A 17,585-nucleotide genomic window follows, 5' to 3' on the forward strand; every position below is an offset into this window, starting at 1 on the left:
GGCGCCGTTGTCGCGTTAAAAACAACAAGGCCGCATGGGGCGGCCTTGTTGGGTGTGGGCGGAGCCAGCCTTCAGGCCGGCTCGTCCTTTTCTTCTTCACGCTCCAGCGCCACCTGGCGGATCGACAGACGTAGCTCCGCTGGCAGTACGCGCTTGGCCGCACCTTCGGCCAGTTCGGCCAGCTGCGGGTGATGGCTGAGCTTGCCGGCGCTGTCCTGGCGCAGCACGCCTTCGTCGAGCAGGGTCTGGATGAAGTGGCGGAACAGGCTCTTGTCGAAGAACTCCGGGGCGTTCAGGCCATGCAGGATCGACAGGCGCTGGGCCATGACCACGCAGAGGTTCTCCAGCTCCTCGGCCGACAGCACGTTCTGCCCGGCGTTGCTTAGCAGGGCGGTGGCCATGTAGAAGCGCTGCAGGGTCTGCACGATGGCGCGGGCCAGCAGGGTGAGCAGGACGAACTGGCGCGAACTCGGTGCCGGGCGGATGTAGACGTCTTCCTCGCGGCGCAGCAGGCCCTGTTCAACGAAGGCGGTCAGCCACTGGTCGACCACGCCTTCCAGCTCCTCGCGCGACCAGCGGATGAACAACTCGGATTGCAGGTACGGATACAGCGCACTGGTGTAGCGCAGGATCTGTTCGCGGCTCATCCGCGAGCTGCTCTGGAAGAAGCTCGCCAGCAGCGCCGGCAGGGCAAAGATGTGCAGCACGTTGTTGCGGTAGTAGGTCATCAGGACAGCGTTCTGCTCGTCCAGGTAGAGGATCTTGCCCAGCGCGTCCTTCTGTTCGGCCAGCAGGTCCATGCTCTGCACGTAGCCGATCAGCGCCTGGCCGTCGCCTTCTGGCAGGGTCGCGTGGGGCGAGTAGGGCACCTGGCGCAGCAGCGCCAGGTACAGGTCGAGCACGCGCGCCAGGGCTTTTTCATCCAGCGCCAGCTTGCTGGTGGAGAGCAGTGCCAGGGCCACCAGGTTGACCGGGTTGACCGCTGCGGCCTCGTTGAGGTGCTGGGCCACGCGCTCGCCGAGGCGGTTGGTGGTGGCGTTCAGCCAGTCCGGGCGGAACTGCGTGCCGTAGTCCTGGCTGCGCCAGTCCGGCTGCTCCTGGTCGAGGAACTCGGCCAGCTTGATCGGTTCGCCGAAGTTGACCCAGACGCTGCCGAAGCGCTGTTTGCGGATGGCGCTGATGACCTTGAAGATGTCGAAGATCGACTCTTTCTTCTTCGCCGCGCCACGCAGTTCGCCGAGGTAGGTGCGGCCCTCCAGTACGCGCTCGTAGCCGATGTAGACCGGCACGAACACCACCGGCAGGCGGTTGGAGCGCAGGAAGCTGCGCAGGGTAATGGCCAGCATGCCGGTCTTCGGCTGCAGCATGCGCCCGGTGCGCGACCGGCCGCCTTCGACGAAGTACTCCACCGGGAAGCCGCGGCTGAACAGGGTGTGCAGGTACTCGTTGAATACAGCGGTATACAGCGGGTTGCCCTTGAACGTGCGGCGCATGAAGAAGGCACCGCCGCGACGCAGCAGGCTGCCGATCACCGGCATGTTGAGGTTGATCCCCGCGGCAATGTGCGGCGGGGTCAGGCCGTTGCGGAACAGCAGGTAGGACAGCAGCAGGTAGTCGATGTGGCTGCGGTGGCAGGGCACATAGATCACCTCGTTGCCGTGGGCCACGTCGCGCACGGCGTCGATATGGTTGACCTGGATGCCTTCGTACAGCTTGTTCCAGAACCAGCTCAGCACCACTTCAAGGAAGCGGATGGCGGTGTAGGTGTAGTCCGAGGCGATCTCGTTGCCGTAGCGCAGGGCCTGGGCCTCGGCTTTTGCCACGCTGATCTTCTCGCGCTCGGCTTCTTCGATGATCGCCTGGCGCACTTGCGGGCCGTGGACCAGGCCTTTGACCAGGTTGCGCCGGTGCGACACGTCCGGGCCGATGACCGCGGTTTTCTGGTTGCGAAAGTGCACGCGCAGGATGCGCTGGACCATGCGCTGGGTGCGCTCCAGGCCCTTGTCCTGAGCCAGCAGCTCGCGCAGGTGGATCGGTGCGGAGAACTGCACGCGGGTCTTGCGGCCGAGAATCAGGATGCTGACCAACTTGCGCAGCCGGCCGGTGACGGCCCAGCTGTCGGCGAACAACAGTTTCCACGGGCTGGTCTCGCGGTCCGGCGACTGGCCCCAGAACACGCTGACCGGGACGATCTGCGCGTCTTCCACGGCATTGCGGTCGAGTGCGGCGAGGGTGCGGATCAGCATTGGCGGCGCGCCGCGCTTGTCATGGCCGCCAAACCAGCCCGGCTCGGGGGTCAGGTAGAAGAAGGCAGCGGGTTCGACCTGCTCACCGATCGCCACCGGCAACACCGGGCGCGGCAGGCCGGCCTTGGTGCATTCCGTATCGACCACCGCCAGGTCGCTCGCCGAGGGTTGCTGCAGCACGTAGAACACCGGCTTGCTGCGATCGAGCTTGAGGGTGAAGGCGGACTGGTTGATGGTTTCCGAACGCACCCAGAGGTACAGGACGCGGCGCAGGGCACCAAAAACGAGACGGCGAAAGGGCGAACGGGTCATAAGACTTCTGCGGGTATGACGGGGTCGCTAGTTTGCCGTATCGCTGGCCCGGCAGCAAAACCGTTCGCTTGCGTGGATGCGACGAAAATAGCTGCAACTTTCTGCAACTTGCGCTGTCTTGCTAAGCCAGCGGTCGGCTCCTTATAGTCCGGCCGGCATTTGTGTGGCCCGTTCGAGTGCTGCATGTCAGCCAGGCGGGCCTTTATCGCGACGGTGAGAGGCCATGATCGAAATAAGAAACCTGACCAAGCGTTTTTCCGGGCACACGGCCGTCGACGGCCTGAGCTTCACAGTCCAGCAGGGGGAAGTGCTGGGCTTTCTCGGCCCTAACGGCGCCGGCAAATCCACCACCATGAAGATGCTCACCGGCTTTCTCGCACCGACATCCGGTAGCGCGAGCGTTCTCGGCTTCGACGTGCAGAGCCAGACCCTCAAGGCCCAGCAGCAGATCGGCTACCTGCCCGAAGGCGCGCCCTGCTATGGCGACATGACGGTACGCGGCTTCCTCGAATTCATCGCCGAGATCCGCGGCTTTCGTGGCGCCGAGAAGCGCGAGCGGGTGCTGCGCGCGGCGGCCCAGGTGGAGCTGGACAAGGTGCTGGAGCAGAGCATCGAGACCCTGTCCAAGGGCTTCAAGCGCCGGGTCGGCCTGGCCCAGGCGATCCTGCATGATCCCAAGGTGCTGATCCTCGACGAGCCCACCGACGGCCTCGACCCGAACCAGAAGCACCAGGTGCGCCAGCTGATCCAGAGCCTGGCCCGCGACAAGATCGTGATCATCTCCACCCATATCCTCGAAGAGGTCAGCGCCGTGTGCACACGCGCGGTGGTGATCGCCGCCGGCAAGCTGGTGGCCGATGCCACGCCGTTGGAGCTGGAAAGCCGCTCGCGCTACCACCAGGCGGTGACCCTGGTCAGTGACGGCGCCCTCGACCAGGCGGCCCTGGCCGCCCTGCCGGGTGTCATCGGCATCGAGGAAAACCCCACGGAGCACAGCCTGACCCTGCTGGCCAAGCCGGGTGAGGTGATCTTCCCGCAGGTCAACGAACTGATCCGCCAGCGCGGCTGGACCATCAAGGAACTGGATGTGGAGCGCGGTCGCCTCGACGAAGTATTCCGCAGCCTGACCCGAGGAGAAGCGGCATGAAGCAGTTGCCGGTGATTTTCAAACGCGAGCTGGCCAGCTACTTCGCCACGCCGCTGGCCTATGTGTTCATCCTGATATTCCTGGTGCTGTCGGGGGTGTTCACCTTCTACATGGGTGGCTTCTTCGAAGGCGAGCAGGCCGATCTCAAGGCTTTCTTCAATTTCCACCCCTGGCTCTACCTGTTCCTGGTGCCGGCCCTGGCCATGCGCCTGTGGGCGGAGGAGCGCAAGTCCGGCTCCATCGAGCTGCTGATGACCCTGCCGATTACCCGCTTCGAAGCGGTCACCGGCAAGTTCCTCGCGGCCTGGGTATTCGCTGGTCTGGCGCTGCTGCTGACCTTCCCGATGGTGATCACGGTCAACTACCTGGGGCAGCCGGACAACGGCGCCATCGTCACCGGCTACATCGGTAGCTGGCTGCTGGCCGGTTCCTACCTGGCCATCGGTTCGTGCATGTCGGCCCTGGCCAAGAACCAGGTGATCGCCTTCATCCTCGCGGTCAGCGCCTGCTTCCTGTTCATCGTCAGCGGTTTCCCCATGGTGCTGGATGCCTTTAGCGGCTGGGCGCCGCAATGGCTGCTCGATGCGGTGGCCTCGCTGAGCTTCCTGACCCGTTTCGAAGCCATCAGCAAAGGCGTTATCGACCTGCGCGACCTGCTGTATTTCATCACCCTGATGGCTGCGTGGTTGGCTGCGACCGCCATCGTGGTCGATCTGAAGAAGGCTGACTGAAAATGAAGAAGCTGATGTATTCCGGCGCCGGCCTGTTGCTGGTGGCCCTGGCCTTCCTGGCGTTCAACCTGTTCTCCGGGCTGGCGCTGACCAATGCCCGTCTCGACCTGACCGACCAGAAGCTCTACACCATCTCCGAGGGCACCAAGCAGATCCTCGCCGAGATCGAAGAGCCGATCGACCTGTACTTCTTCTACTCCGACAAGTCGGCCCGTGACCTGGCCGTGCTGCGCAACTACGCCGCGCGCGTCGAGGAAATGCTCAAGGCCTACGAGCGTCAGGCGGGTGGCAAGATCAAGCTGCACATCATCGACCCCGAGCCGTTCTCCGAAGAGGAAGACAAGGCCGCCAGCTTTGGCCTGCAAGCCGTACCGGCAAGCCAGGGTGGCGAGCAGATCTACTTCGGCCTGGCCGGTACCAATGCCACCGATGGCAAGCAGATCATCCCGTTCTTCCCGATGGATCAGGAAGAGTTCCTCGAATACCAGCTCAGCCAGCTGGTGCAGGGCCTGGCCAAGCCGCAGCGGCCGGTGATCGGCCTGTTGTCCGGGCTGTCGATCAATGGCGGCTTCGACATGGCCAGCCGTCAGCCGATGGCGCCCTGGATGTTCATGGAAGAGGTGCGCCAGCTGTTCAAGATCGACAGCCTCAAGGCCGGCCTCGACAAGATCCCGGACGAAGTCTCGGTGCTGCTGCTGGTGCACCCGAAGAACCTGCCGCAACCGACCCTGTATGCCATCGACCAGTTCGTCCTGCGCGGCGGCAAGCTGCTGGTGTTCGTCGACCCGTACAGCGAGGTCGACAGCGGCATGCCGATGCTGCCGGGTGACGAGGCCGGTAAGGCCAGCGAGCTGGAACCACTGTTCAAGGCCTGGGGCCTGCGCATGGTGCCGGACAAGGTACTGGGTGACGGCTCCTACGCCATGTCGGTGGGCATGGGTCAGGGCGCGGAGCAGCGCGCCGTGCGCCACCCTGGCTGGCTCGGCCTGCCGCAACGCGCGCTGAATCAGGAGGATGTCAGTACCGCCGGCCTGGAACACATCAACGTCGCCACCAGCGGCATCCTCGAGCCGCTGGAAGGAACCAAGACCCACTTCACCCCGCTGCTGCAGAGTTCGGAATACGCCATGCCGTTCGACGCCGAGCGCTTCGCTACGCTGGCCAATCCCGAAGTGCTGATCCGCGACCTGCAGCCGACCGGCGAGCGTTATGCGATTGCCGCACGCATCAGTGGCCCGGTGCAGAGCGCCTTCCCCAACGGCATCGAGGGGCAGAAGGACGGCCTCAAGTCCGCCGACAACATCAACGTGATCGCCGTGGCCGATACCGACCTGCTCACCGACCGCATGTGGGTGCAGGTGCAGGACTTCTTCGGCCAGCGCGTGCCGCAGCCGTTCGCTGACAACGCCGCGTTCGCCATCAATGCCCTGGACAACCTGGCCGGCAGCGATGCGTTGATCAGTGTGCGCTCGCGTGGTCGCTTCAGCCGTCCGTTCGAGGTGGTCGAGGCGCTGCAGCGTGATGCCGAGGCGCAATTCCGGGTCAAGGAAGAGGCACTGCAGAAGCGCCTGGCCGAGACCGAGCAGAAGCTCGCCGCCCTGCAACAGCAGGACCCGAGCAAAGCCCTGGAGCTGACGCCGGAGCAGCAGACCGCGGTGCAGCAGTTCGTCGACGAGAAGGTGCGCATCCGCAAGGAACTGCGTGAAGTGCGCTACCAGCTCAACGCCAAGATCGAGGACCTGGGCCGCGTGCTCAAATTCGTCAACATCGCCCTGGTGCCGCTGTTGCTGACCCTTGGTGTATTGGCGCTGTGGCTGTGGCGCCGCCGCCGTCACGGTTGAGGCGGGCAGGGTAGGCATGCCGCGTCAGAGCCTGATTGCCCTGGCCTTGCTGCTGGTGGCGCTGTCTGCCGGTTGGTGGTTCAACCGGCCGCTGGAGGTGCCGCCGGCTGCCGTGATCCAGCCCTGGTTGCCTGCCTTGCAAGGGCAGGCGGCCACGATCACCGCCATCGAGGTGCGTCGTCCGGGTCAGCCACTGGTGCGTCTGGAGCGGCGCGAGCAGGGCTGGGTGCTACCGGCCAAGGCCGACTACCCGGCGGATCAGGCGGCGGTGTCCGCGTTGTTGCGGGCGCTGCTGGCGGCGCACAAGGTTGCGCCACGTACGGCCAATCCCGCGCTGTTCGCGCAACTCGAGCTGGATGAAAAGGACGGTGCCGAAGGCCAGGCAATACGCCTCAGCCTGGAGCAGGCGGGAGCGGTGCCCACGGCGCTGCTGATCGGCAAGCCGGGGCAGCAGGGCGGGCAACTGGTGCGTCGCGCGGATGAACAGCAGAGCTGGCTGGTCGACCAGCGCGTCGAGCTGCCTGCCACCGAGCTGCAATGGCTGGATCGACGGGTCAGTGCGATTCCCTTCGCCACGGTGCGCGAGCTGACCCTGCGTTACCCGCAGGGCGAGGTGCTGAGCCTGTGTCGCAGCAGCGCGCAGGAGCCGGATTTGCAGGTGCGAGGCTTACCGAAGAACCACCAGTTGGCCTTCGCGTCCATCGCCAATGGCAGCGCGCTGCCCTTCACCGACCTGCAGTTCAACGAGGTAGCACCGCTCAGCCAGATCGGCTTCAAGGGCAAGCCTGCGTTGCGTTTCAGCCTGTCCACCTTTGCCGGGGCCACGCTCGAAGGCGAGGTATTCGTGCAGGCCGAGCAGCCCTGGCTGGTGCTCGGCAAGGCTCAGGGTTTCGATGCGCAGAGCCTGCCGGGTACGTCCGCGTGGGCCTATCGCCTGGAACCGACGCAGTACCAGATGCTGGCGAAAAAGCTGACCGATCTGCTCACCAAGAAGCCTTGAGAAATCGCTGAAAGCCCCGTGGTTATTGGCTTCTGGCTCGTATTAAAAAATCACTTGGCAAGTCAAATGCTTGTTTTATACTCGACGAGCGGTCGCATAAGGACGCCATTCAAATGACCTGCTTCCTGCTGTTCTGGCGGGAGCGGAAACAAGAAGAAGAGCGTTGGTTCGATCGTCGAGGCCCGTCCGGGCACTAAAACAATATTGAGAGTCGAGGGAAGTGGTAATGGCTGATCGTGAGGTCGGAACCGTCAAGTGGTTCAATGATTCCAAGGGCTATGGCTTCATTCAACGCGAAAGCGGGGCGGATGTATTCGTCCACTACCGCGCCATCCGTGGCGAAGGTCACCGCTCTCTGGTAGAAGGCCAGCAGGTCGAATTTTCCGTGATCGAAGGCCAGAAGGGGCTTCAAGCGGAAGACGTATCCAAGGTCTGAGAGTCTGTCTACGATCTCTTGATCGTCGGCCATGCTGCGTTGAAATGGGGCTCGGGCTGCTCATTTACAGCTCGTAAACTCCGCGCCCTCGCCCCATTTCGCCTTGCCTGGCTCTAGCTCAAGAAATCGTAAACAAGACCTGAGCCCTTCACCGGCTCGATGCAAAAGGCCCGTCAGTGACGGGCCTTTTGTTTGTGCGGATACCGGCGTTCAGTCGGTACGCCAGGTGATCTCTTCTTCGCCATCGCTGCTGAGGCGAATCCAGCGGTCGGCGGTTTCCACGCTTTCCTCTTCGTCCCAGCCGCCCGGTGCGCAGCGTACTTCCACGTTCAGCGCGGCGAAGGCAGCACGGGCGCAGGTCAGGTCATCGGCCCAGGGCGTGGCAGCGCTTTCCAGGTAGAGGCTGTGCCATTTGCCCACGGCTTTCGGCAGCCAGGTAACCGGCACATCGCCGGCCTGGCATTTGTAGGTCTGGCCCTGCTGGCGCCATTCGCTGACGGGGCCGATGGCGTCACCTAGCCAGGCTGCGATGGCCTTGTGATCGGCGTCCTTGAGGTAGATCTCGATATCGGGTTGGCGCATCAGTGTGTGTCCCTAGATTTTCTCGATCCAATCGTAGCGAATGGAGACAGTAACTTCGAAGTCTTCGGCGATCACCGCCGCGCGGCGTTCGGCGCTGGCGCGCCAGCCGTGCGGGGTCATGGCCAGCAGGTCGGCGCGGGCCTGGCTGCTGGTCAGCGGCAGGGCAAAGCGCAGGGTTTCGCTGTGGGCCAGGCGCATGCCGGGCGGAATCAGTTCGAGGTGCTTCTGGTCATCATAGTCGCGCACCTCGTCGTACAGCTTCTGCCGTAGTTCCATCAGGTGCTCGCCGGTCGGGCCCATGCGCAGCAGGCCGCCACCGGGAGCGAGCAGGCGCAGCGCTTCCTGCCAGTCCAGCGGGCTGAATACGCTGGCCAGCAGGGTGCAGCTGGCGTCGGCCAGGGGCACGCGGGCCATGCTCGCCACCAGCCAGCTCAACTGCGGGGCGCGTTTGCAGGCGCGCTTGACCGCCTCGCGGGAGATATCCAGGGCATAGCCATCGGCGTCCGGTAGGCGCTCGGCGAGCTGGGCGGTGTAGTAGCCCTCGCCGCAACCGATATCCAGCCAGCGCTGCGGCTTGCGCTCGGCAGCCAGCTCGGCCAAGCGCGTGGCCAATGGCGCGTAGTGGCCGCCATCGAGAAAGCGCCGGCGGGCCTCGACCATGGCCACGTTGTCACCCGGGTCACGGCTGTTCTTGTGCTGCACCGGCAACAGGTTCAGGTAACCCTGGCGCGCACGGTCGAAACGGTGGTTGGCCGGGCAGGCCACGCCATTGTCGACGGGGCTCAGGGCCTCCTGGCAGATCGGGCAGGTCAGACTCATGCGAGCAAGTTGACCAGGGTCTGGTAGTAGATTTCGGTCAGCACATCGAGGTCGCTGGCCAGCACGCGCTCGTCGATCTGGTGGATGGTGGCGTTGACCGGGCCCAGTTCGACGACTTGCGTACCCAGGGTGGCGATGAAGCGCCCGTCCGAAGTGCCGCCGGAGGTCGAGGGGGTGGTCTCGCGGCCGGTCACAGTTTTGATCCCGGCGGCCACGGCATCCAGCAGGTCGCCCGGCTGGGTGAGGAACGGCAGGCCGGACAGCGCCCAGTCCAGTTCGTAGTCCAGACCGTGCTTGTCGAGGATGGCGCGCACGCGCTGCTGCAGGCCTTCGACCGTCGACTCGGTGGAGAAACGGAAGTTGAACACCGCTTTCAGCTCACCCGGAATCACGTTGGTCGCGCCGGTGCCGGAATTCAGGTTGGAAACCTGGAAGCTGGTGGGCGGGAAGTAGGCGTTGCCGTTGTCCCAGTGCTCGGCGGCCAATTCGGCCAGGGCTGGGGCGGCCAGGTGGATGGGGTTCTTGGCCAGGTGCGGGTAGGCCACGTGGCCCTGCTTGCCGCGCACGGTGAGGGTGCATCCGAGGGAGCCGCGGCGGCCATTCTTGACCATGTCACCGACCAGGGTGGTGCTCGACGGTTCGCCGACGATGCACCAGTCCAGGCGCTCGCCACGTTCGCGCAGGCGCTCGACCACGGCCTTGGTGCCGTGGTGGGCCGGGCCTTCCTCGTCGCTGGTGATGAGGAAAGTGATCGCGCCCTTGTGGTTCGGGTGATCGGCGACGAAGCGCTCCACTGCGATGATCATCGACGCCAGGCTGCCCTTCATGTCGGCCGCGCCACGGCCGCAGAGCATGCCCTGTTCATCGATCAGCGCATCGAACGGCTGGTGCTGCCAGGATTGCAGCGGACCGGTCGGCACCACGTCGGTATGCCCGGCGAAACACAGCACCGGACCGTCGCCGCCACGGTGGGCCCAGAAGTTGTCCACCTCCTCGATCCGCATCGGCTCCAGCGCGAAGCCGACGGCAGCCAGGCGGCGCATCATCAGCTCCTGGCAGCCTTCGTCGACCGGCGTGACGGATGGGCGACGAATCAGGTCGCAGGCAAGCTCGAGGGTGGGGGAGAGGGTGGGCATGGATCGACTCCGGATAACACTCAGGGCGCGGAAAAGGCGCACATCTTAAAGCAAAACGGCGGCCCAGGGCCGCCGTTTCGACAGGCCACGCGTGACTCAGGCCTGCGCCACAGCCTCGTCGGCCGGGGCTTCGGACGGTTTCGGCAGCGACGACAGCAGGGCCATGATCAGCGCCGCCAGGTACGGCAGCGACTGCACCAGCAGGGCTGCCACCCAGAACTGCACGTCGGCGTTGTGGATGTCCTGGGCGAAGCTGATGCCGATGGCCGCACCCCACAGCAGGAGCATGACGAACACCTCTTCGCGTGCTTCCGCCAGGGCTACCGCGATGCCGTGGTTGCTGGCCATCTTCGGTGTGCGGAAGAACGGGATGGTCTTGGTGAACGCGCCGTACAGCACCGCCTTGGCGATGGTGTGCGACAGCGCCAGACCGGCCACCGCCGCCTGGAACGAACGCTTCAGGTCGACACCCACCGCACGCTGGTAGAGGAACATGATCTTGCCGAACTTGAAGAAGAACAGCGTCAGCGGCGGGATGGCGAAGATCAGCAGCGGCGGGTCGACCCGGTTGGGCACGATGATCATCGCCGACGACCAGAGCAGGGCGCCGATGGTGAAGAAGATGTTCAGGCCATCGGCAATCCACGGCAGCCAGCCGGCGATGAAGTGGTAGCGCTGGCCACGGGTCAGTTCCGAGCCCTGGCCGCGGAACAGACTGCGGGCGTGGCCTTTCATGATCTGAATGGCGCCGTAGGCCCAGCGGAAACGCTGCTTCTTGTAATCGATGAAGGTGTCAGGCATCAGGCCCTGGCCGAAGCTGTCGTGGGCGTAGGCGGCCGAATAGCCTTTCTCGAACACGCGCAGACCCAGCTCGGCGTCTTCGCAGATGGTCCAGTCGGCCCACTTCAGCTCGTCCATCACGGTACGGCGGATCATGGTCATGGTGCCGTGCTGGATGATCGCGTCGCGGTCGTTACGGGTGACCATGCCGATGTGGAAGAAGCCTTTGTACTCGGCGTAGCAGAGCTTCTTGAAGGTGCTCTCGTTGCCGTCGCGGTAGTCCTGCGGCGACTGCACCACGGCAATATCCGGGTTGGCGAAGTGCGGCACCATGTGCTTGAGCCAGTTGGGATTGACGCAGTAGTCGGAGTCGATCACCGCGATCACTTCGGCATCCGGCGAGGTGTGCGGCAGGATGTAGTTCAGCGCGCCACCCTTGAAGCCTTCGATCGGTGCGACGTGGAAGAAGCGGAAACGCTCGCCGAGCTGCTCGCAATAGGCCTGTACCGGTTCCCAGACCGCCGGATCCTTGGTGTTGTTGTCGATGATGATGACTTCGTAATCCGGATAGTCCAGAGCGGCCAGGGCATCCAGGGTCTGTTTCACCATCTCCGGTGGTTCGTTGTAGCAGGGCACGTGGATCGACACTTTCGGCCGGTAGGCGGTGTCGGTCAGCACTGGCAGGAACGGCCGGCGGCGGGTGCGGGTCCAGGCGGTTTCAGCCAGCTCGTGGGCCTCGGTGAGCAGCACGATGAACACGCCAAGGGCGCCGATCCCGAGCAGGCAGCCGACGGTCAGGCTGAACCAGGTGCTGTACTGCTGGCTGTAGTCGTAGGCGATCCACACCAGGGCGGAACCGCCGACGAAGGCGACGAAGGTCAGGAAGGTGCGGCCGCGCTGACGCAGCGAGCTGCCGTCGATCAGCATCAGGGCCAGGGCCAGCAGGGCCAGGACCACCGAGCCAACGGCCAGCATGCGCCACTGCGGAATGGCCACGATCGGGCCTTCGAAGGCGAACTTGGGTTGGCGGTCGAGGTTGTACACACCCCAGTAGGCGCCCACGGAGCCTTCATCGCTGGCCTTCCACGGCTGGTCGAAGGCTTCGATGACGAAGTAGTTGTAACCCTTGGCGTTCAGCGTGTTGACCAGCGTGCGCAGGTAGATCGCCTGGTCGGCCTGGGAGGCGTCGGCGCCGCCACGCATGCGACCGTTGCTTGGCCAGCCGACTTCGGACAGCAGCAGCGGTTTTTTCGGGAAGAGTTTCTTCAGGTCCTTGGCCCGCTCGAGGACGAACTCGGTGGAGTCCTCCATCGGCACGAATTCCCAGTAGGGCAGCACGTGGGCGGCGACCAGGTCGGTGTGCTTGGCCAGCTGCGGGTATTCCTGCCAGATGTGCCACTGTTCGGAGGTGGTCACCGGCACCTTGACGGCGGCGCGCACGCGATCGATGTACTCGATCAGGTGTTCGGGGGTGATCTCACGGCGGAACAACGCTTCGTTGCCGACCACCACGCGAACCACGCTGCGCGAGTTGTTGGCGATCTCGATGGCCTTGACGATCTCGCGTTCGTTGCGTTCTTCGTCGGGGCTGATCCAGATGCCCAGGGTCACGCGCAGGCCGAACTCTTCGGCGATGCGCGGAATGTCCGCCAGCTTGCCGTCCACCGAGTAGGTGCGAATGCTGTCGGTCTGCTTGCTCAGCAGCTCGAGGTCGGCGCGGATCTGCTCGTCGCTCGGGTAGATGTTGCGCTGCGGGTCTTGCCCGGCGCGGAACGGCGAGAAGGAGAAGCCGGAGATCTGCTCCGGCCAGTCCGGGGCAGTGACGGGGCGGTTGTACAGCGCCCAGATACCGGTGAACAGCGCGGCAATCGCCACGAAAACCACCAGATTGAGACCGAATTTGCGCGTTGGCATAGCTATTGTCTGGTTCCGCAAGGTGGAACGAAAAAGGGCCGGCGAACGCCGGTCGGCGCGCATGCTACTCCGCCGCCGATTACCTGTATAGCACCGCTAGAGCCGCTAATGGCGGGCTTTTGCAGGTGCTGGCGGTTTTGATCCACGGGGCGCGGATTTAGTTCTTCGGCCGAGGCCTCACAGGGCACGCAGGAGGATGCGTTCGCTGGTGGCCAGGTCGATGTCGCGGTGCTCGCCGAGGGCGAGCATGCCATGGCGCTGCAACTGCGCCAGTACTTCAGGAATCGCCTCGGCATCCAGGCCATGAGCGGACAGCCGCGTGGCCACGCCCATGCGCTGGAAGAAGGCTTCGGTGGCGTGGATGGCCGCATCCACACACTCGTCCGGGCTGCCCTTGCGCAGGCCCCAGACCCGCTCGGCGTATTGCAGCAGTTTGGCGTGCTTGGCGTCGCGGCGTTCGGCCAGCAGTGCCGGGAGGATCACGGCGAGGGTCTGCGCGTGGTCGAGGTGATACAGGGCGGTGAGTTCGTGGCCGATCAGATGGGTGGCCCAGTCCTGTGGCACTCCGCAGCCGAGCAGGCCATTGAGGGCCTGGGTGGCGCACCACATGAGGTTGGCGCGCACGTTGTAGTCCTCGGGGTTGGCCAGGGCCTTGGGTCCTTCCTCGATCAGGGTCAGCAGCAGGCCTTCGGCATAGCGATCCTGCAGCGGCGCATCGCTCGGGTAGGTGAGGTACTGCTCCAGGGTGTGCACGAATGCATCCACCACGCCGTTGCCGATCTGTCGAGGCGGCAGGCTGAAGGTGGTCCGTGGGTCGAGAATGGCGAAGCGCGGGAACAGCAGCGGGCTGAAGAACGGTAGCTTCTGCTGGCGCTCGGCATGGCTGACCACGCCGTTGCCGTTGCTCTCGGAGCCGGTGGCGGCCAGGGTCAGCACGCAGCCCAGGGGCAGCGCCTGTTCGGCGCGGGTGCCGCAGAGCAGGTCGAACGGCTCACCCGAATAGGCGCAGGCGGCGGCGATGAATTTGCTGCCATCGATCACCGAACCGCCGCCGACGGCCAGGATGAAACTGCTTTCGTCAGCCTTGGCCTGTGCCACGGCGCGCAGCAGGGTGGTGTATTGCGGGTTGGCTTCGATGCCGCCGAAGCGGCTCACCGGGTAACTGCTCAGGGCCTGCTCTACCTGTTCCCACACACCGTTCTGGAAGATGCTGCCGCCGCCGTGGGTCACCAGCACCCGGCTGCCGGCAGGGATGTGCTGGGCCAGGCTGGCGATCTGGCCTTCGCCAAAGAGGATGCGCGTCGGGTTGTAGAAGTTGAAGTTGCGCATGAGCGGCTCCGCGCAGGACTGTCCCTGCACTATAGCGAAGCGCTTGTCCGCTGCCCGGCATGCGCAGTGGCGCGCGGCACTTATATAATGCCCGCCGGTTTTCGAGGTGTGTGGCATGGCAACAGATGATCAGCGTTTCGGCGGCATCGCCCGCTTGTACGGCGTGCAAGGGCTGGAGCGCCTGCAGGCGGCGCATGTGGCGGTGGTGGGGCTCGGCGGCGTGGGTTCCTGGGCAGCGGAAGCGCTGGCACGTTCCGGTGTGGGCGAGATTTCCCTGTTCGACCTGGACGACATCTGCGTGACCAATACCAACCGTCAGGTGCATGCGTTGGCCGGGGCGATCGGCAAGGCCAAGGTCGAGGTCATGGCCGAGCGCATTCGTGCGATCAATCCGGCTTGCGTGGTGCACGCGGTGGCCGACTTTGTCACCCGCGAGACCATGGCCGAGTACATCACCGAGGAGTTGGATGCGGTGATCGACTGCATCGACAGCGTGGCGGCCAAGGCAGCGCTGATCTCCTGGTGCAAGCGGCGCAAGATCCAGGTCGTCGCCACCGGCGGTGCTGGCGGGCAGATCGACCCGACCATGATCGAGATCGCCGACCTCAACAAGACCGTCAACGACCCATTGATCGCCAAGGTGCGTTCGTTGCTGCGCCGCGACTACAACTTCTCGCGTACGCCGGGACGCACCTACAGCATCACCTGCGTCTACTCGCGCGAGCAGCTGCGCTATCCGCAGGCCGATGGCAGCGTGTGCCAGACCAAGGTGTTTGCCGGTGAAGGCACACGCCTGGACTGCGCGGGCGGCTTCGGTGCGGCAATGATGGTCACCGCCAGCTTCGGCATGCTCGCGGCGGCAAAGATCGTCGACAAGCTGGTAGCCGGCGCGCGGCGCCCATCGGAGCGGCAGGCGCCGACGGCCTGAGCTTTGTATCAGGCTCTTTACCCAGGCATTACCTTGGGCTGACCCATCGGCGCGGGCGGCTTTGGCACCATGGCGCTCCAGATTGCCGCCCCATTGTGGATGCCTGCCCATGCGCCTTGCCTTGCCCTGTTTTGCCCTGCCGCTGTGCCTCGGTCTGCTGACCGCCTGTGCCGGACATCCCGAACCGCCAACGAACCCTGCCGACGCCATGCAGCCTTACCTGCAGGCGGCGTATCAGCCGGCTGCCCATGTACCGGTTACGGGGTGGGATGCGCTGTGGATGCTGGGTGAGGAGGCGGTGGAGGTCAGCTGGCTCGCCCCGCGCGAGGCTCAGGGGGCGCCGCTGATCGTTTATCTGCCGGGCCTGGGTGAGGGCAGTCGTGCTGGCGAGCAGTGGCGTCGCGCCTGGGCTGAGGCTGGCTATGCGGTGCTTTCGGTGCAGCCCAAGCGTTATGGGCGGGCCATCTATTCCAGCAATGAGGCCCAGGCCGGGGTGTTCTACGGTCTGGCGCAGCGTAGCTATGCGGCGTCGGCATTGCAGGGGCGTATCGAGGTGCTTGAGCAGGTGCTGGGCGAAGTCCGGCGCCGTGCCCAGGCGGGCGAGTTTGCCGGTGTCGAGCTGAAGCCGGTGGCAGTGGCGGGCTTCGACCTCGGTGCGCAGACCGCCGCTGCGCTGGCCGGTGAGCGTGATGCGCGGGAGCCGATGCCGGCCGGTTGGCAGCCGCAGGCGGTGATTCTGCTCAGCCCTTATGCACCTAGTCAGGCTGACCCCCAGCGCTTTGCACGGATTGCCACATCCGTGCTGGCGGTGACGGGCCCGCGTGACGAGGACCCGTTCAGCTGGGTCAGCCCGCCAAGCCGCCGCCAGCAGCTGTGGCAAGGGTTGCAGGTGGCGGGCAGCTATCAGTTGCTCAGCCGGTCGGCCAGCCACGCCTTGCTCAGTGGTTCGCTCGCGGGCATGCCGCCAGGGGAGGGCAGAGGCGGCAAGCCGCCGCGCGGTAGCGAAGGTGGCGGACCCGGAGGCAGCGGGGCAGGTGGTCCGGGGGGCGGTGGTCCCGGCGGGCCGGGTGGCCCTGGTCGTGGTGGCGAGGTGTTCGCCAGTCGTGCCGGGCATGGCCAAGGTGTGGAAGAGACGTTCGATCCCCGTCAGGCGGCCAGCGTGCAGGCGGTCAGCTTGGCCTTCCTCGATGCCCGCGTGCGCCACTCGGCTGCGGCGCAGGCCTGGTTGGACCAGGCCGCCGAGCAGTGGTTACAACCGGTGGCCAGCCTGCAGCGCAAGCCCTAGGCAACCCATCCAGCCTGTAGCAGCCAGCTTGCTGGCGATGCTTTTGCCGGCTGGATCGCCAGCAAGCTGGCTCCTACGGTGGCGGTTATCGGGACCGCACGGCAGCTCGGGCGCTTTTATCTGCCGCGGCTGGCGCCACCTAGCCGTATAATCGCGCACTTTCCCGGCCTGCCGGCCCCAAGAGATACCCCGATGATCAACAACGATGTGCTGCGCAGCCTGCGCTACCTGCTGGATATCAGCGACGCCAAGCTGGTCGAGATCTGCCAACTGGCCGACTACCCGCTTGCCGAAGCCGATGTCGCGGCCTTCCTGAAGAAGGACGAGGAAGAGGGTTACACCCCGTGCAGCGACGAGGTGCTGGCGCATTTCCTCGATGGCCTGGTGTTTTTCAAGCGCGGCAAGGATGAAAGTCGTCCGGCGCTGCCGGTAGAGAAACGCCTGACCAACAACACCATCCTGAAAAAGCTGCGCGTGGCCTTCGAGCTGAAGGACGACGACATGCACGAGATTCTCCAGGCCGCCGACCTGCCGATGACCAAGGCCGAGCTGAGCGCGCTGTTCCGCAAGCCGGGGCACAAGAACTTCCGCCTGTGCGGCGATCAGGTCCTGCGCAACTTCCTGCGCGGCCTGACTCAGCGCCAGCGCGGCTGAGTCTTCGGCTCAGCCCTGCGCCAGCTCGCGCATGCGCTGCAGCACGGCGTTCAAGCCGTTGCTGCGCGAGGGTGACAGCTGGCGACCCAGGCCCAGCTGGTTGAACCAGTCGGGCAGGTCGAGGGCGGCCAGTTCGGCAGCCGACAACCCGTCGATGCGCGCCAGCAACACCGCCAGCAGGCCGCGAATCAGCCGCGCATCGCTGGTCGCGCGGAACCGCCAGCGTCCCTCGCTACACGTGCCCACCAGCCACACCTGGCTCTCACAGCCCGCTACGCGGTTGGCGTCCTGCTTTTCTTCGTCGCTCAACGGCTGCAGGCGTTCGCCCCACTGCATCAGCAGGCGTGCGCGCTGTTCCCAGCCCGGGCAGGCGGCAAAGGCATCCAGAGCTTCCCGGGCCGGGAGTGGGAGTGTCATGCCGGCATCGCCTGTGTAGGAGCGAGCT

The 17,585-nt window shown here is 65.1% G+C and carries 15 protein-coding genes; 8 read left to right on the plus strand and 7 right to left on the minus strand.

Annotation, left to right across the window (positions count from 1 at the left end; genetic code table 11):
* Positions 1-71 precede the first annotated feature (71 nt).
* On the minus strand, positions 72-2,558 hold the full coding sequence (plsB, locus tag H3H51_RS06095) for a glycerol-3-phosphate 1-O-acyltransferase PlsB (protein WP_183088158.1): 2,487 nt from the start codon (positions 2,556-2,558) through the stop codon (positions 72-74).
* A 223-nt stretch (positions 2,559-2,781) separates the two neighbouring features.
* Between plsB and H3H51_RS06100 the strand changes: the two genes are divergently transcribed.
* The 5 genes from H3H51_RS06100 (at position 2,782) to H3H51_RS06120 (ending at position 7,713) form a co-directional block, all read left to right on the plus strand.
* Positions 2,782-3,705, plus strand: a complete 924-nt coding sequence (locus H3H51_RS06100; protein ID WP_183088159.1) for an ABC transporter ATP-binding protein — start codon at positions 2,782-2,784, stop codon at positions 3,703-3,705.
* A complete protein-coding gene (locus H3H51_RS06105; protein ID WP_183088160.1) occupies positions 3,702-4,436 on the plus strand; it encodes an ABC transporter permease in 735 nt (244 codons plus the stop codon). Before H3H51_RS06100 ends, H3H51_RS06105 begins: the two co-directional genes overlap by 4 nt.
* Before the next feature lie 2 nt (positions 4,437-4,438).
* Complete coding sequence (locus H3H51_RS06110; RefSeq protein WP_183088161.1) at positions 4,439-6,277, plus strand: GldG family protein; 1,839 nt, start codon at positions 4,439-4,441, stop codon at positions 6,275-6,277.
* 16 nt (positions 6,278-6,293) lie between these two features.
* Entirely contained in the window at positions 6,294-7,277 is a 984-nt protein-coding gene (locus tag H3H51_RS06115) for a DUF4340 domain-containing protein (RefSeq protein WP_183088162.1), read from the plus strand.
* 226 nt (positions 7,278-7,503) lie between these two features.
* Complete coding sequence (locus H3H51_RS06120; protein ID WP_183088163.1) at positions 7,504-7,713, plus strand: cold-shock protein; 210 nt, start codon at positions 7,504-7,506, stop codon at positions 7,711-7,713.
* 210 nt (positions 7,714-7,923) lie between these two features.
* Here H3H51_RS06120 and H3H51_RS06125 read toward each other — a convergent pair whose 3' ends face one another.
* The 5 genes from H3H51_RS06125 to H3H51_RS06145 form a co-directional block, all read right to left on the minus strand.
* Positions 7,924-8,295 carry a hypothetical protein gene (locus H3H51_RS06125; RefSeq protein WP_183088164.1) on the minus strand — a complete coding sequence of 124 codons (372 nt, stop codon included), beginning with the start codon at positions 8,293-8,295 and terminating at the stop codon, positions 7,924-7,926.
* Positions 8,296-8,307: 12 nt separating this feature from the next.
* The gene (locus H3H51_RS06130) at positions 8,308-9,114 is read right to left on the minus strand and encodes a putative RNA methyltransferase (RefSeq protein WP_183088165.1); all 807 of its coding nucleotides are present in this window, start codon (positions 9,112-9,114) and stop codon (positions 8,308-8,310) included.
* Positions 9,111-10,250 carry a succinyl-diaminopimelate desuccinylase gene (gene dapE, locus H3H51_RS06135; protein ID WP_183088166.1) on the minus strand — a complete coding sequence of 380 codons (1,140 nt, stop codon included), beginning with the start codon at positions 10,248-10,250 and terminating at the stop codon, positions 9,111-9,113. Before dapE ends, H3H51_RS06130 begins: the two co-directional genes overlap by 4 nt.
* Before the next feature lie 96 nt (positions 10,251-10,346).
* A complete protein-coding gene (locus H3H51_RS06140; protein WP_183088167.1) occupies positions 10,347-12,944 on the minus strand; it encodes a glycosyltransferase in 2,598 nt (865 codons plus the stop codon).
* A gap of 177 nt (positions 12,945-13,121) precedes the next feature.
* Positions 13,122-14,273 carry an iron-containing alcohol dehydrogenase gene (locus H3H51_RS06145; protein ID WP_183088168.1) on the minus strand — a complete coding sequence of 384 codons (1,152 nt, stop codon included), beginning with the start codon at positions 14,271-14,273 and terminating at the stop codon, positions 13,122-13,124.
* Positions 14,274-14,388: 115 nt separating this feature from the next.
* Between H3H51_RS06145 and tcdA the strand changes: the two genes are divergently transcribed.
* The 3 genes from tcdA (at position 14,389) to H3H51_RS06160 (ending at position 17,140) form a co-directional block, all read left to right on the plus strand.
* Complete coding sequence (tcdA, locus tag H3H51_RS06150) at positions 14,389-15,201, plus strand: tRNA cyclic N6-threonylcarbamoyladenosine(37) synthase TcdA (protein WP_183088169.1); 813 nt, start codon at positions 14,389-14,391, stop codon at positions 15,199-15,201.
* A 109-nt stretch (positions 15,202-15,310) separates the two neighbouring features.
* The gene (locus tag H3H51_RS06155) at positions 15,311-16,486 is read left to right on the plus strand and encodes an alpha/beta hydrolase (RefSeq protein WP_183088170.1); all 1,176 of its coding nucleotides are present in this window, start codon (positions 15,311-15,313) and stop codon (positions 16,484-16,486) included.
* A 192-nt stretch (positions 16,487-16,678) separates the two neighbouring features.
* Positions 16,679-17,140 carry a YehS family protein gene (locus H3H51_RS06160; protein WP_183088171.1) on the plus strand — a complete coding sequence of 154 codons (462 nt, stop codon included), beginning with the start codon at positions 16,679-16,681 and terminating at the stop codon, positions 17,138-17,140.
* Between the two features lie 9 nt (positions 17,141-17,149).
* Here the strand turns inward: H3H51_RS06160 and H3H51_RS06165 are convergent, their stop codons facing one another.
* Complete coding sequence (locus H3H51_RS06165) at positions 17,150-17,557, minus strand: SufE family protein (RefSeq protein WP_183088172.1); 408 nt, start codon at positions 17,555-17,557, stop codon at positions 17,150-17,152.
* Positions 17,558-17,585 lie beyond the last annotated feature (28 nt).

It is taken from the genome of Aquipseudomonas ullengensis (genome assembly GCF_014174475.1).
In the GTDB taxonomy this organism is placed as follows: Bacteria; Pseudomonadota; Gammaproteobacteria; order Pseudomonadales; family Pseudomonadaceae; genus Aquipseudomonas; species Aquipseudomonas ullengensis.

Coding starts and splice junctions, on each gene's coding strand:
- plsB (WP_183088158.1), bottom strand. CDS start 2,558: ATGACCCGTTCGCCCTTTCGCCGTCTCGTTTTTGGTGCCCTGCGCCGC.
- H3H51_RS06100 (WP_183088159.1), top strand. CDS start 2,782: ATGATCGAAATAAGAAACCTGACCAAGCGTTTTTCCGGGCACACGGCC.
- H3H51_RS06105 (WP_183088160.1), top strand. CDS start 3,702: ATGAAGCAGTTGCCGGTGATTTTCAAACGCGAGCTGGCCAGCTACTTC.
- H3H51_RS06110 (WP_183088161.1), top strand. CDS start 4,439: ATGAAGAAGCTGATGTATTCCGGCGCCGGCCTGTTGCTGGTGGCCCTG.
- H3H51_RS06115 (WP_183088162.1), top strand. CDS start 6,294: ATGCCGCGTCAGAGCCTGATTGCCCTGGCCTTGCTGCTGGTGGCGCTG.
- H3H51_RS06120 (WP_183088163.1), top strand. CDS start 7,504: ATGGCTGATCGTGAGGTCGGAACCGTCAAGTGGTTCAATGATTCCAAG.
- H3H51_RS06125 (WP_183088164.1), bottom strand. CDS start 8,295: ATGCGCCAACCCGATATCGAGATCTACCTCAAGGACGCCGATCACAAG.
- H3H51_RS06130 (WP_183088165.1), bottom strand. CDS start 9,114: ATGAGTCTGACCTGCCCGATCTGCCAGGAGGCCCTGAGCCCCGTCGAC.
- dapE (WP_183088166.1), bottom strand. CDS start 10,250: ATGCCCACCCTCTCCCCCACCCTCGAGCTTGCCTGCGACCTGATTCGT.
- H3H51_RS06140 (WP_183088167.1), bottom strand. CDS start 12,944: ATGCCAACGCGCAAATTCGGTCTCAATCTGGTGGTTTTCGTGGCGATT.
- H3H51_RS06145 (WP_183088168.1), bottom strand. CDS start 14,273: ATGCGCAACTTCAACTTCTACAACCCGACGCGCATCCTCTTTGGCGAA.
- tcdA (WP_183088169.1), top strand. CDS start 14,389: ATGGCAACAGATGATCAGCGTTTCGGCGGCATCGCCCGCTTGTACGGC.
- H3H51_RS06155 (WP_183088170.1), top strand. CDS start 15,311: ATGCGCCTTGCCTTGCCCTGTTTTGCCCTGCCGCTGTGCCTCGGTCTG.
- H3H51_RS06160 (WP_183088171.1), top strand. CDS start 16,679: ATGATCAACAACGATGTGCTGCGCAGCCTGCGCTACCTGCTGGATATC.
- H3H51_RS06165 (WP_183088172.1), bottom strand. CDS start 17,557: ATGACACTCCCACTCCCGGCCCGGGAAGCTCTGGATGCCTTTGCCGCC.